Here is a 13,494-nt window from a genome sequence, read left to right as displayed (position 1 = left end):
ATCCGAACGGGGGGCGCAAGCCCCCCTTGTTTGCCTCTCCCAATATGTCTCCTGTTTATGGAGGGAGAAACTTCATGCACGATATTTATGACTTCGACCGCGTGGTCGACCGCCACGGCACCTACTGCACCCAGTGGGACTATGTGGCCGACCGTTTTGGCCATGCCGATCTGCTCCCCTTTACCATATCCGACATGGATTTCGAGACTGCCCCCTGCATTCGCGCAGCCCTGGCAGCCCGCCTTGAGCACGGGGTATTTGGCTACAGCCGCTGGAATCACGACGACTTCAAGGGGGCGGTGAGCCACTGGTTTGCCCACCGTTACGGCGCGACCCTCGACCCCGAGACGCTGGTCTACGGCCCTTCGGTCATCTATGTGATTGCCCAGCTGGTGAGCCTCTGGTCGGCGCCGGGGGAGGGCGTGCTGGTGCATACCCCCGCCTACGATGCCTTCGGCAATATGCTGGCCGCCAACGACAGGGTGCTGCTGCCTTGCCCGCTTAAAAAAGAGGAGGGGAGCTACCAGATCGACTGGGCGTGCTTTGAGCAGCAAGCCGCCCGCACCGACTGCCGCATCCTACTGCTGTGCAGCCCCCACAACCCCACCGGCCGGGTCTGGACGCGGGATGAGCTCGGTAAAATGGCTGCCATCTGCCAGCGCCACGGGGTCAAGGTCATCTCGGACGACATCCATATGGATGTGAGCTTTGCCCGCTATCTGCCGTGGAGCGAGGTGGCACCGGACGATCACTGGGCGCTGGTGAGCTCGGGCTCGAAATCCTTCAATATTCCCGCCCTTGGAGGCGCCTATGCCTTTATTGCCAACGCCGCGGCGCGGGCCGCCTATCTGCAGCGGCTCAAGGCGGCCCATGGCCTCTCATCGCCGCCCATTCTCGGGGTGCTGGCCCATATCAGTGCCTATCGCGATGGCGCTGCCTGGCTCGATGCGCTCAAATCCTACCTGCACGGCAACCTCACTCATGTGGCGGCGCGGCTCAACGCCGCTTTCCCCGCCATCGACTATCGGGTGCCCGAGGGAACCTATCTCGCCTGGATTGACCTGCGCGGCCTCGGCATCGACTCCACCGAACGGATGGATGCGCTGCAAACCTTGCTGGTGGAGAAATACCGGGTCGCCATCATGCGCGGCGACACCTACGGCCCGGAAGGCACAGGCTATATCCGCCTCAACGTCGGCTGCCCGCGCTCGAAGGTCGATCAAGGACTCGACGCTCTGATCGGCGCGCTGGGGGAGCTGGTGTAAGGCAAATCCATTCAACATGAGAAACATAACGGGGCCATCAGTGATGGCCCCGTTATGTGGGGAAATATAAAAAACCGCCCCGGAGTTCCGGGGCGGTTTTTTATTTGGTGATACTGTGACGAGCCGTGGGCGACATAAGGGCTCAGCGATAGCGGCCACGTACCGAGCTGCTGGCGCGGCCGGCCATCTTGATCAGGCTCTGGCGGGTGTGCAGGTGGCAGAGCGCGACGCCGAGGGCATCTGCTGCGTCCGCCTGCGGGGTGGCGGAGAGTTTCAGCAGATGGGTCACCATATGCTGCACCTGCTCCTTGGCGGCACCGCCAGTGCCGACCACTGCCTGCTTGATCTGGGTAGCGGAGTATTCGCTCACCGGCAGATAGGCGTTGACCGCGGCGACGATGGCACTGCCCCGGGCCTGCCCCAGTTTCAGGGCCGAGTCGGCGTTGCGGGCCATAAAGACCCGCTCGATAGCAAACTCGGTGGGTTTGAACTGGGTGATGATCTCGCATACCCCGTCATAAACCTGCTTGAGGCGCTCCGGCAGCTCGCCGCAATCGGTGCGGATGCAGCCAGAGCCAAGGTATTCAGCCTTGCCGCCCACGACCCGAATAACCCCGTATCCGGTGATCCGCGATCCCGGATCGATGCCCAAAATAATGCTCATGGGTGTTGATTGCTCTAAACGCGAGTGATGGCCGCCAAGATAGCAAACTGTGGCCCGTTTGGCTGTATGTCCCGGGTCAAGCGGGCAAAGATTGGCCAGCCTGCGTCGAGCGTGGTTAGCCCTTGAACAGCGCTATGGTGTCGCCATCCTGCAGGCTGCCTGCGCCACGCACCACCACCCGATCCCCCTGCTTGAGGGCGCCGCTCACCGCCACCTGCTGGCTGTCGCCAAACAGCACGGTGACCGGCACCCGATTAACCTTGAGCGACTTGCCGCTTCGCGCCACCTGATAGACCACGCTGCCATCGGTGCCGAGCACCAGGGCGTCCCGGGGCAGCAGCATGCTCTGCTGATCCCCCAGTGGCAGGGCAACCCGTACTGGCGAGCCGATGATGAAGGTGCCCGCTTCCGGTTTGAGGCGCAGCTCGATGAGGCGCGATTTGGGATCGGCGCTGGCGGCCCGCTGGTAATAGACGCCGTGACCACTCAGCTGCTCCCCCTCCACCCGCAGCCGGGTTTGCGGCGCCAGCTGCTGGGCCCAGAGAATGGGGGCCTGCAGGCGGATATCCGGCTGATCCGGGTTGACCAGCTCCAGCGCCTGCTCGCCCGCGTCCACATGCTCGCCGGGCTGGATGAAGTGGTTGTTCACCACCCCGTCGAACGGGGCATAGATGTGGCTGCGTCGCAGCTGTTCTTCAATCTGGTTCACCTGTATGGCGGCCAGTCGCTCGGCCAGCGCGGCCTGCTCCACATCGTAGCTGGCCTTGTCGTACTGGCTCTGGGAGGCGCTCTTTTGCTGGTGCAGCCGGGTGATCCGCTGGGATTCGGCGCGAGCGAAGCGCAAGTTGCTCTGCCATTTCGCCTGCTCGGCGCGGGCCTGCTCCAGCGAGAGGCGCAGTGCTGCGCTGTCGAGGCGCAGCAGCTCGTCCCCTTTTTTGACCCGGCTGCCAAATTCGGCGATCCACTCAACCCGGCCGCTCACTTCGGCGCTGAGCGCCGCCTGCTGGCGACTCGCCACCGTGCCGCTGACCCAGATATTGGCGGCCGCATCCCCTTGGGTCACATCCGCCAGGGTCACCATCTTGCCCTGATCGGCCAATACCGGTAGCGCACTGCCTGCAATCAGCACAGCGCCAGCCAACATTCGGGTAATCATGTGTGTCATCGATGAGCTCCTTGCTCAGGCCCGCTGGCGCAGGGGTTGTGGGATCGCCACCTGCTCCCCGAGACGCAGGAAGGCAGGCAACAGGATCAGGGTAAACAGAGTGCTGCAGCTCATGCCGCCAACAATGACGGTGGCGAGCCCGCGGTAAATTTCGCTCCCCTCGCTCGGGCTCAGCATCAGCGGCAGCATGCCGAAGATGCTGGTGAGACTGGTCATGGCGATGGGGCGCATCCGGCTTTGCAGGGCATCGGCCACCGCCAGCTGACGGCTCATGCCGTCCCGCTCGGCGGTGCGGGTCTGATGCACCAGCAGGATGGCGTTGTTGACCACCAGTCCCAGCAGGATGACAAAGCCGATGATGGTGAGCAGGTCCATCGGCAGCGGCACCAGCAGCCCGCTCAGTTGCAGCGCCAGCACGCCGCCAACCGAGGCAAGGGGCAGGGTGAGCAGCACCAGCAGGGCATCCTTGAGGGAGGCAAACACCCCCCACAGCAGCACCAGCAGGATCACCACGGCAAACAGGAAGATGGTCCCCAGATTGTCGAGCGCCTGTTGCAGGCTGTCGGCATTGCCGGCAATGCGCAGTTCGCCACCGGCGGGCAGCAGGGGGCGGATAGCGGCAAAACTGCGGTTTTTCAGGGTGTCGATCACCTGCTCCATGGTCATGCCTGCCGGGGGAGCTATCTGCAGGATGATGCTGCGCCGCCCATCGGCCCGGAAGATGCTGGCTGGGCCCATGTCGTGCTCTACCCGCAGTAGCTCGCCAAGGGGAACGATGCGCCCGGAGGGGGTGGCCAGCGGCACTGCCTTCAGTTCGTCCGGATTGGCGGAGCTCTGCCCCATCAGCATGATGTCGAGCCGATCCTCGCCATCGAAATACTCGCCGACCCGCAAGCCGTCGCCAAAGGTCTGGATGATGGTGGGCAGGGGCGTGCGATCCCAGCCCACTTCGGCGAGACGCCGATCTTGCGGCACCAGTTTGAGCTCGGGGGCGGTGAAGTCGAGACTCGGCTCGGGCCGGATCTGTGCTCCCGGCAGGTCCTTGCTGAGGATCCCCATGCTGGCACGGGCCGCCTGATAGAGCTCGGGCAGGTTGCCCCCCTGCAGCAGCAGGGAGACGCCGTTCTCGCTGTCAAAGCCGCCAAACAGCGACCCCTGACCGCCGAACACCCGGGTGTCGGGAATACCTATCAGCAGCTGTTTCATCAACAGGCTCTCCAGCTCCTTGATGCGGGTCTCGTCCTTGGGGCGCACGCCAATCTGGGCGCCCCCCGGGTAGCGCAAGATGTAGTAGTTCTTGAGGGCAGGCTCTTTCTCCCCCTTCATGTAGGGGGCGAGGCGGGCGATCAGGGTATCGATCACCTCTTCGCGCTGGGCCTTGAGGTTGACCCCGGGGGTGAAGTTCATCCAGACATCCACCGCGTCCCGTTTCACGTCTGGCAGATAGTCCATCTTGGGCAGCAGCGCCCAGGTGGCTAGGGCTGGCAGGCTCATCATCAGGGTAATGACCGTCCAGCGCTGGCGTGAGGTCGAGGTCCAGCGGATCACATGACGGGTAGTGCGCTGCCACAGCGACTCATAGGGATCGGTCAGCGTTTCATGTCCCATCCAGCGCGCCGCCACCGCAGGCAGCACGGTGACGGCGACCAGCATGGAGACTGTCACGGCGCAGGCGATGGTGAGCGCCAGATCGGCAAACAGCTGACCCTCCACATCGTTGAGCAGCAGCACCGGCAGGAAGATGGCAACCGTGGTGAGGGTGGAGGCGACCAGCGCCGTCCACACCTGACGGGTGCCTTCGAGCGCCGCCTCCGCCTTGCTCAAATCCCCCCGCTCGTGGCGCCGGTAGATGCTCTCCAGCACCACGATGGCGGCATCGAGCACCATGCCGACGGCAAAGGCGATGCCCGCCAGTGAGATGATATTGAGGGTGCGATCCATCACCTTGAGCAGGCAGAAGGTGAGCATGATGCTGATGGGGATGGCGAGGGCAATCATCAGGGTCGCCTTGAGCTGGCGCAGAAAAAGCCAGAGGATGGCGCAGGAGAGCAGCACCCCGAGCCCCAGGTTGGCGGTGACCATGCTGACGGCGCGATTGATGTAGAGGGAGGCATCGAACGACTGCTCCATGTGCAGCCCGACCGGCTCCAGCACCTCGCGGTTGAGCTCGTTCACCCGAGCCTTGATCGCCTCAAGGGAGGCTAGGGCATTGGCACCGCTCTCCTTGAAGATCTGGGTGGCGATGGCGGTATTGCCGTTCTGGATCCGCAGCACCGGGTTCTCCTCCCGTGCGACCCTTACCTCCGCCACATCCCGCAGATAGATGGGTAGGCCATTGCGCCAGTCCACCACCTTGTCCCCCAGCGTCTCGACATCGTAACGACCGGCGAAGCGCAGCTTGTACTCCCAGCGCCCGATGTCGAGGGTACCGGCCGACACGTCCCAGCCGGTGGTGGCCCGGCTGGCCAACACCGGGATCTCCACCCCCAGCTCGGCGGCGCGATAGGGGTCGAAGCGGATCTGGATCTGGCGCTCGTTGATCCCCTCGACTGCGACCGTCGAGACCCCTTCAATGCGCTCCAGCTCGGGTTTGACCCGCGCCTCGATCAACGCCTGATGATCATCGATCACCCCCTTGGCGCCGGGCAGCTGCTGGATGAAGAAGAAGGTGAGGGTATCGTTGCTGCTGTAGTTGTTGACGTAGGGGCCGCCAATCTTGTCCGGCAGTCCCGAGACCCGGTTCAGTCGCGAAATCACATCGAGTTGGGCCCGTTGCATGTCGGTGCCGAGGGCAAACTCCATGTCGATTTCGGTAAAGCCGGGATAGCTGTTGCTGACAAGGCTCTTGAGCCCTTGCACCCCCTGCATCTCCTGCTCGATGGGGTCGGTGATCTCCGACTCCATCTCCTGGGGAGAGGCTGAACGCCAGCTCACCGAGATGTTGAGGTGTGGACGGTCGATGTCGGGGAACAGCTGGATCGGCAGTCCCCGGATGCTGAGCAGGCCCAGCAGGAAAATCAGCACGATCGAGACCGCCACCCAGATGGGGCGTTCGATCGCCGTTTTGGCGAGGTTCATTCACTCTTCCTGAGTTGTTGTTATCGGCCATTCCGCTGGCCTTGCTTCCAAAGTCCCTGCAACAGGGATTCAAGCATTTAACTGGAATTCTCCTTGCTTGTAAATGCATGGTTAACAAACAAAAAAAACCGGCCACGAGGGCCGGTTTGGGGCAGGTTTGCAAGGGGATCAGGCGGCGTGCTCGACCTTGTTTGGCTGCTTGTTTGCTTGCTGGGAAAAGCCTTCCAGCTCGCCCGGGGCGAAGTTGTCCACCTGAATGGCTTCGTAGCGCAGGGCATCGGCGGCCAGCAGCTTGTCCGCCTCGTCCTTGCTCAGGATGGACTGAGACAGAGCAGCTTCCACCAGTTCCGGCAGCGCCAGTTTGCGGGGCAGTTTGCCCTCTTTCTGGGCCTGCACCAGTTTCTTCTCGTAGGGCTGCACTGCCACCATGGCCTGGAAGGCACGCTCCATCAGGCCGACCGGATCCGCCTCGTCCTTGCCTACGTAGCACAGCGCCGTCAGACGGTCGCGGAACTCGCCCGGCTTCATCATGGCCAGACAGATGGCGTGGCAACGATCGTCGGCCGGCATCTTGTAACCGACGCCGAACGGGAACACCACGCGCTTGAGTACAGCACCCACCACCTTGTTCGGGAAGTTCTGGAAGAAGCCCTCGAACGCTTTGCCAATCAGGTAGAGGTTGCGCTCCACCGCGTACTGCACGAACGGCAGATCGGAGACCATACGGCCCTGATCCTCGTAGTGTTTGAGGGTGGCGGAGGCCAGATAGAGGTGGCTCAGCACGTCACCCAGACGGGCAGAGATCATCTCCTTGCGCTTGAGATCGCCACCCAGCATCAGCATGGAGACGTCGGCGCACAGCGCCAGCCCTTTACTCATGCGAGAGAGCTGCTTGTAGTAGCGAGCGGTTTCACCGGCTACCGGCGCGCTGTTGAACTGACCCAGGGTCAGCCCCTGGAACAGGGAACCGAAGAAGTTGCCGGCGCCGAAGGCGATGTGCTTCATCAGCAGGGCGTCAAACTTCTCGAGACCGCGCTCCACGTCGGTATCAGCCGCCGCTTCCAGCTCGGCAAAGACGTACGGGTGGCAGCGGGTGGCCCCTTGCCCGAAGATCATCAGGTTGCGGGTCAGGATGTTGGCCCCTTCCACCGTGATGGCCACCGGAATCCCCATGTAGGCGTAGCCGGTGTAGTTTTTCGGGCCCAGCTGGATGGCGCGACCGGCGTGGATGTCCATGGAGTCATCCATGATTTGACGCGCCATTTCGGTCATGTGGTACTTGGAAATCGCGGTGACGATGGCCGGCGCCTGACCCAAGTCCAGGGAACCGGCGGTCATGCGGCGAGCCCCTTCCAGCTGATAGGTGAGGCCGCCGATGCGGGCCAGCGCCTCTTGCACCCCTTCAAACTTGCCGATGGACATGCCGAACTGCTTGCGCACGTAGGAGTAGGCGCCCACGGTGCGGCTCGCCATGTGACCGCAAGCGGTGCCCAGAGCAGGCAGCGAGATGCCGCGACCGGCGGAGAGGCACTCCACCAGCATGCGCCAGCCGCGGCCGGCGTAATCGGGGCCGCCGATGATCCAGTCGAGCGGGATGAACACATCCTTGCCGAAGGTCGGGCCGTTCAGGAACGCCAGACCCATGGGGTAGTGGCGATCGCCCACCCGCACGCCCGGGTGGCTGGTGGGGATGAGCGCGCAGGTGATGCCGAGCTCTTCCTTGTCACCCAGCAGTTTTTCCGGGTCATAGAGTTTGAACGCCAGTCCCAGCACGGTGGCGCGCGGCGCCAGAGTGATGTAGCGCTTGTTCCAGTTGAGACGAATACCCAGCACCTCTTCACCTTTGTGCATCCCTTTGCAGACGATCCCCTTGTCAGGAATGGCGCCTGCATCGGAGCCCGCTTCCGGCCCGGTCAGGGCGAAGCAGGGCACCTCTTTGCCATTGGCCAGCCCCGGCAGCCAGAAATCTTTCTGGGCTTGGGTGCCGTAGTGCATCAGCAGCTCGCCCGGGCCAAGGGAGTTCGGCACCATGACGGTGACCGCCACGCTCAGGCTCTTGGTCGCGATGCGGGTGACGATGGTGGAGTTGGCAATCGCCGAGAACTCGCGGCCGCCGTAGGATTTCGGGATGATCAGGGAGAAGAAGCCTTCCTTCTTCAGATAGTCCCACACTGGCTCCGGCAGGTCTTTGGTTTCGTTGACGATCTTGAAGTCGTCAACCATGGCGAGCAGGGTTTCGACCTGATTGTCGATAAAGGCCTGCTCCTCTGCAGTCAGCTCGGCCTTGCCGTAGCCGTGCAGTTTTTTCCAGTCGGGATTGCCGCGAAACAACTCGCCATCCCACCAGACGGAGCCGGCTTCCATGGCCTCCCGCTCGGTAGCTGACAAGGGCGGCAGTATCTTTTTGAAGATGCCGAACACCGGACGGGTTACCACCTTTTTACGGATGGAGGGTACGCCGAGCACAACGGCTATCGCCAGCACCAGCAGGACAAGCAATGTGATCATACCGAAGTTCCTTCTATTTCACTGTTTCCGTTGATTTATTGTTGGTTGTTACACGGCCAGGGAGAGCCTGGTCGACTCCACTGGTGCCCCGACTCCGGACGCCAGATAAGGAATAACGTTGCGTACCAGCCCCTCGACATCGAGTTGCTGGCCAAAGTCGGCCAGGGCGATGTCGCGCAGCGCATCGGCAGAGGCCATGGTGAAGACGACGGTGCCCAGGGTGAAGTGCAGGCGCCAGAACAGATCCGCTGGCGAGAGGGCCGGGTTGGCCTTGGAGATAGCCTGGGTGATCCGCTGCAAAATGGGGCCATAGTGGGCGGTGATAAAGCGGCGCAGGTGGCCCTGGCTGTCGATATAGCCGCGCCCCAGCAGCTGCATGAAGATGGCCGGGCCGTTGGCCCGCACGGCCGATAGCTTCATCAGCGGTTCGACAAAACTTTCAAACAGTTGCAGCAGGGTCAGCTGCTCCTGCTCCATCAGTACCCGCAGGCGGGCATCCAGATCGGGCATGAACAGGCTCAGGTAACGGTCGAGCACTGCCTGGATCAGCTCCTTCTTGGAGCCGAAGTGATAGTTCACCGACGCCAGATTGACATCGGCCTCGCTGGTGATCAGACGCAAAGAGGTATCGGCAAATCCCCGCTCGGCAAACAGCACTTCAGCGGCGTCGAGAATACGGTTTTTGGTATCGATTTTACTCACTGGACACCTCACTTAAACGAATGTTTAAAAAGTACGTTTCATAACGCGAGGTGTCAAGAGATTGTGAACGGGTGTTAGCAGAATGTTTTTTGTGAAAAAGCGCAAAAAGGTCGGAACTAACTCCACAGCGCGAGACTCTATATCTATGCCACTGCAATTAAACATTAAGTCTCGCCCAACCTGCTTCTTGCTAGTTGGGCATTTTTTTGCCCGGTTGACGGTGGCAGAGGGTAACAAACAGGTAAAAAAAACCGCCGCGGGGAGCGACGGTGGGGAAAGTGAGTTTGCATCATCCTGATGGCAAACTGTCGATGCGAGTTCAGGCATGTATCGACGGGAGCCAGTATGCCAGTCAGTCCGGCTCAGACTATGTCAGTTCCTCGGTATTTTGTGACAAAGTGTGGCAAGTGCCGGCGTGGCCCAATTCCCCCTACTTTGTTATGCTGCCCCTTCAAAATATGAGGGGAGAGAAGATGAAGTACCCGGTCGATACCCACACTCACACCATTGCCAGCACCCACGCCTACAGCACCATCCACGACTATCTGCCTGTTGCCAGAGCCAAAGGGATCAAGCTGTTCGCCACCACGGATCATGGCCCCGAGATGGCCGATGCCCCTCATGTCTGGCATTTTGCCAACTTGCCGATATTGCCAAGAGTGGTGGAAGGGGTGGGGATCCTGCGGGGTATCGAAGCCAACATCAAAAACCTCGACGGGGAGATCGATTTTCCCGAGCGCTATGAGTCGCGCCTCGACATGATCATGGCGGGTTTTCATGAGCAGGTATTCCCTCCCTGCGATCAGGCAACCCATACCCAGGCGATGATCAACGCCATCAAGAGCGGCCGGGTCGATATGATCAGCCACCCGGGCAACCCCGCATTTCCCATCGACATTCAGGCGGTGGTCAAGGCGGCGGCGGACTATCGGGTGGCGCTGGAGATCAACAACTCCTCCTTCATTCACTCGCGCCCGGGTAGCGAAGGCAACTGTCGCGCCATCGTTGAAGCCGCGCGAGATCTGGGGGCCTATCTCACTTTCGGCTCCGATTCCCACGTGGCATTTACTCTTGGCGATTTTGACCACTGCCACCGTCTGGTGACCGAAGCGGGCTTTCCGCTGGAGCGGATCCTGGTGCGCACCCCCCGCGCCCTGCTCGATTTCCTCGAGAGCCGCGGCCGGGCCCATATCCCCGAGTTTGCCGACCTGTAAATCTGGCTCTAACACCATGAGCCAACTCATAAAATTGAGTTGGCTCGATTGACACGCCTGCCATTTTTCATGAATCTGACTGGCGACAAGCCGGTATAGCTCAGTTGGTAGAGCAGCGCATTCGTAATGCGAAGGTCAGGAGTTCGATTCCCCTTATCGGCACCATATAAAACAAAGGGTTAGCTTCTCAGCGAAGCTGGCCATTTGTACTTTTTGGCTTGGGGTACCACGTGGGGTACCACATCTAGCAAACGGTAGGAACATTACTGTATCCACTTACCTGGCCACCGGCAGGTCCTCCCAGCGGGTGGTGTAACAGGGGCTCAGGTGCTCTTGTCGCATCATCCACTCAGGCGACCCCGTGCCTTGGCTGGCAAAGCCTACGCGCCCCAATCCCTTGGCTTTGATCTGGTCCATCACAGCCATCAGCGCGTCCGATTGAGCGGAGGACGGGGCAAACAGATCTGCCTGTTGCTGCCCCTTGGGGGTGAACTCACTCAGCATGACGCCCCCCTTCTGATAACGGTAACCGTCGCGCCAAATCTGCGCTAGCAGCACGTTCACTTGCTGCAGCAACAACCGGGTATCATCGCTAGGGCAGACCAGCCGGACGCCAGCCTGCTCACTGTAGTAAGGGGCTCGTTCGTCAAAGGGGCTGGTTCGCACGAACAGATGCACCCGCTGGCAACACATTCCCTCGGCCCGCAACTTCTCGGCAGCGCGAGCCATAAAGCCTGACAACGCTTGGGCCATTTCCCCACGGTCAGTCACGCGCTCACCAAAGGAACGGCTCGAGAGGATCTGCTGCTTCGCCACCGGTTCAACGGTCAGCTCCGCGCAAGGCAGGCCACGCAGCTCCTGTACGATCCGCTCGACCACCACGCCGTATTGGGCGCGCAACCCTTTGGCATCACTGGCCACCAGGTCTGCCACGGTGTTGATGCCTTGTGCCGCCAACTTGGCCCCCAAGCGCCGCCCTATGCCCCACACCTCGTCCACCGGGGTGATAGCCATCAGCCGGGCACGGCGCAGCTCGTCACGCAAGTCCACGACGCCGCCCGTGGCAGGCCACTTCTTGGCTGCATAGTTGGCCAGCTTGGCGAGGGTCTTGGTGGGGCCGATCCCAACCCCTACCGTGAGGCCGGTCCACTGCCACACTCGCTGCCGGATCTGTTGCCCATAGGCCGTCAGGTCCCCGGCAAACGACTCCGACAGTGACAGGAATGCTTCATCGATGGAGTAGACCTCCAGCTCGGGGGCCATTGTCTCCAACGTGCTCATCACCCTGCCAGACATGTCTCCATAGAGCGCGTAGTTGGAGCTGAATGCCACACCGCCATGCGCCTCGAACTGCTCGCGGATCTTGAAGTAGGGCCCGGCCATCTTGATACCCATCGCCTTGGCTTCGGGGCTGCGCGACACCACGCATCCATCGTTGTTGGAGAGCACAACGATCGGGCGGCCACGCAGCTCAGGGCGAAACAGCCGCTCACAGCTGGCGTAGAAGTTGTTTACATCAACGAGCGCTATAGCCATCACGCTGCCTCAGATTGCCAATCACATGGGTGACTACTCCGAACAACTCCAGGGAGAGGCTCATACAAGGGTCGATAGGCGCGAACGCCGGATTGGCTGGCAACAGCCGCAACCTCGGCTTGAGCTGCAAGGTCTTTACCGTGAAGCCGCCATCGAGTAGTGCAATCACCACATCACCATGGCGCGGGGTGAGGCTCTTATCGACCACCAGCAAGTCACCGGGAAAGATGCCGACCCCGGTCATGCTCTCCCCCTCGGCACGCAGATAGAAGGTGGCTGCAGGGTGCGGCACGCAGTGGGTGTTGAGGTCCAACTTCCCTTCCAGATAGTCGCTGGCTGGGCTGGGAAAGCCGCAAGAGGCGCGGTGCAAGAACAGCGGGATGGTCACCTCGGCGGGTGATGGGTCTGGGGTTAACAGCTTCATGGTAATAACGCCTGTGTTTATATACAGGCATTATAGCGCGCCACCTTTGAACCAGCGCAAGTCCCGCATGCCACTGATGGCGTACCATGGCGCCAACAAATAACAAAGAGGTCAGTATGAGTCACAATCTGTGTGCCCTACCGAAAGAGCAGCAAGAACGGGTCGAGGTCGAGAAGGCTGCCGCATATGCCGTATGGAAAGAGCGCAACGGTCACTTGGCCAGCGCAGAAAGCGAAGCAAGCCAGCATAAGGGTGAGCTGGGCAGCTACTTTCTTGAGCAAGTGGGTAAATACAAACGAGGTTAATTATCTCAAGCTGGACTGAACGCGCCTCAGTGGACGTCTTGCCATCACGCATCCGCCTGAAAACACGACATGTTAAAAACCTCAGTATCGAAGCTGAGCGGCTGGCCCGGTATAGTCAATCGAGTTCACGTCAGAGGAGAGATGCAATGAGTCACCAACCCGGCTTTTGGCTAGCGACACGCCAGTGGTCGCTGGCCGCACTGCTGCTGAGCCTAACGCCGCAAGTCGTGTTTGCAGCCGACTGCACCTATCGAAAAGATGCATTGGGCCATACCCGCTATCAATGTGACGATGGCAAGCAGGGCACCTTACGTGAGGATGCGCTTGGCAACATCAAAGACTCGGGAACCGGAACGACCTGGCGTAAGGACGCGCTCGGCAATCTTAAGGGGAGCGATGGCACTACCTATCGGCAAGACGCGCTGGGCAATATTCGCGGCAGCAATGCCAAAACCGGTGAACGGGTGACATGGCGTGAAGATGCACTTGGTCAGTTGCGTGCATCTGATGGCACCGTCTGTCGAACCAACGCGCTGGGGCAACTCAAATGCCGTGGCGAGAGCACACCGCCGGCCTTGCTGGAAGGCAAATGATGGCTTTTGCAGCAAACGATCTGCCTATCCGTCACTGATG

Annotated in this window: 11 protein-coding genes and 1 tRNA gene; 5 read left to right on the top strand and 7 right to left on the bottom strand. The window is 61.0% G+C overall.

The window, feature by feature from the left end:
- Window positions 1-74: 74 nt before the first annotated feature.
- A complete protein-coding gene (locus ACTG2G_RS04785) occupies window positions 75-1,265 on the top strand; it encodes a MalY/PatB family protein (protein ID WP_439985232.1) in 1,191 nt (396 codons plus the stop codon).
- 142 nt (window positions 1,266-1,407) lie between these two features.
- On the opposite strand, the gene ruvC is transcribed toward ACTG2G_RS04785, so the two are convergent.
- The 5 genes from ruvC to ACTG2G_RS04760 form a co-directional block, all read right to left on the bottom strand.
- Entirely contained in the window at window positions 1,408-1,929 is a 522-nt protein-coding gene (gene ruvC / locus ACTG2G_RS04780) for a crossover junction endodeoxyribonuclease RuvC (protein WP_005334512.1), read from the bottom strand.
- Window positions 1,930-2,044: 115 nt separating this feature from the next.
- Entirely contained in the window at window positions 2,045-3,094 is a 1,050-nt protein-coding gene (locus ACTG2G_RS04775; RefSeq protein WP_118853563.1) for an efflux RND transporter periplasmic adaptor subunit, read from the bottom strand.
- A 15-nt stretch (window positions 3,095-3,109) separates the two neighbouring features.
- Complete coding sequence (locus ACTG2G_RS04770) at window positions 3,110-6,172, bottom strand: efflux RND transporter permease subunit (RefSeq protein WP_429204624.1); 3,063 nt, start codon at window positions 6,170-6,172, stop codon at window positions 3,110-3,112.
- A 168-nt stretch (window positions 6,173-6,340) separates the two neighbouring features.
- Window positions 6,341-8,680, bottom strand: a complete 2,340-nt coding sequence (locus ACTG2G_RS04765; protein WP_439985231.1) for an acyl-CoA dehydrogenase — start codon at window positions 8,678-8,680, stop codon at window positions 6,341-6,343.
- 48 nt (window positions 8,681-8,728) lie between these two features.
- Complete coding sequence (locus ACTG2G_RS04760) at window positions 8,729-9,382, bottom strand: TetR/AcrR family transcriptional regulator (protein WP_005334507.1); 654 nt, start codon at window positions 9,380-9,382, stop codon at window positions 8,729-8,731.
- A gap of 473 nt (window positions 9,383-9,855) precedes the next feature.
- On the opposite strand from ACTG2G_RS04760, the gene ACTG2G_RS04755 reads away from it, so the two are divergent.
- A complete protein-coding gene (locus ACTG2G_RS04755) occupies window positions 9,856-10,596 on the top strand; it encodes a phosphatase (RefSeq protein ID WP_439985230.1) in 741 nt (246 codons plus the stop codon).
- Window positions 10,597-10,685: 89 nt separating this feature from the next.
- Window positions 10,686-10,761: transfer RNA gene (locus tag ACTG2G_RS04750), tRNA-Thr, on the top strand.
- Window positions 10,762-10,872: 111 nt separating this feature from the next.
- On the opposite strand, the gene umuC is transcribed toward ACTG2G_RS04750, so the two are convergent.
- Both umuC and umuD read right to left on the bottom strand, forming a co-directional pair.
- Window positions 10,873-12,132 carry a translesion error-prone DNA polymerase V subunit UmuC gene (gene umuC / locus ACTG2G_RS04745; RefSeq protein ID WP_439985229.1) on the bottom strand — a complete coding sequence of 420 codons (1,260 nt, stop codon included), beginning with the start codon at window positions 12,130-12,132 and terminating at the stop codon, window positions 10,873-10,875.
- Window positions 12,113-12,556, bottom strand: coding sequence for a translesion error-prone DNA polymerase V autoproteolytic subunit (gene umuD, locus ACTG2G_RS04740; protein ID WP_024945037.1), 444 nt, complete (start codon window positions 12,554-12,556; stop codon window positions 12,113-12,115). Before umuD ends, umuC begins: the two co-directional genes overlap by 20 nt.
- A 116-nt stretch (window positions 12,557-12,672) precedes the next feature.
- On the opposite strand from umuD, the gene ACTG2G_RS04735 reads away from it, so the two are divergent.
- Both ACTG2G_RS04735 and ACTG2G_RS04730 read left to right on the top strand, forming a co-directional pair.
- Window positions 12,673-12,861 carry a DUF3283 family protein gene (locus tag ACTG2G_RS04735; RefSeq protein ID WP_021138010.1) on the top strand — a complete coding sequence of 63 codons (189 nt, stop codon included), beginning with the start codon at window positions 12,673-12,675 and terminating at the stop codon, window positions 12,859-12,861.
- A 146-nt stretch (window positions 12,862-13,007) separates the two neighbouring features.
- On the top strand, window positions 13,008-13,454 hold the full coding sequence (locus ACTG2G_RS04730; RefSeq protein ID WP_021138009.1) for a hypothetical protein: 447 nt from the start codon (window positions 13,008-13,010) through the stop codon (window positions 13,452-13,454).
- Window positions 13,455-13,494: the final 40 nt, after the last annotated feature.

The organism is Aeromonas sp. 55A (assembly GCF_051919665.1).
Taxonomy (GTDB): Bacteria; Pseudomonadota; Gammaproteobacteria; order Enterobacterales; family Aeromonadaceae; genus Aeromonas; species Aeromonas veronii.
This window is presented reverse-complemented; position numbering and strand designations above follow the sequence as displayed.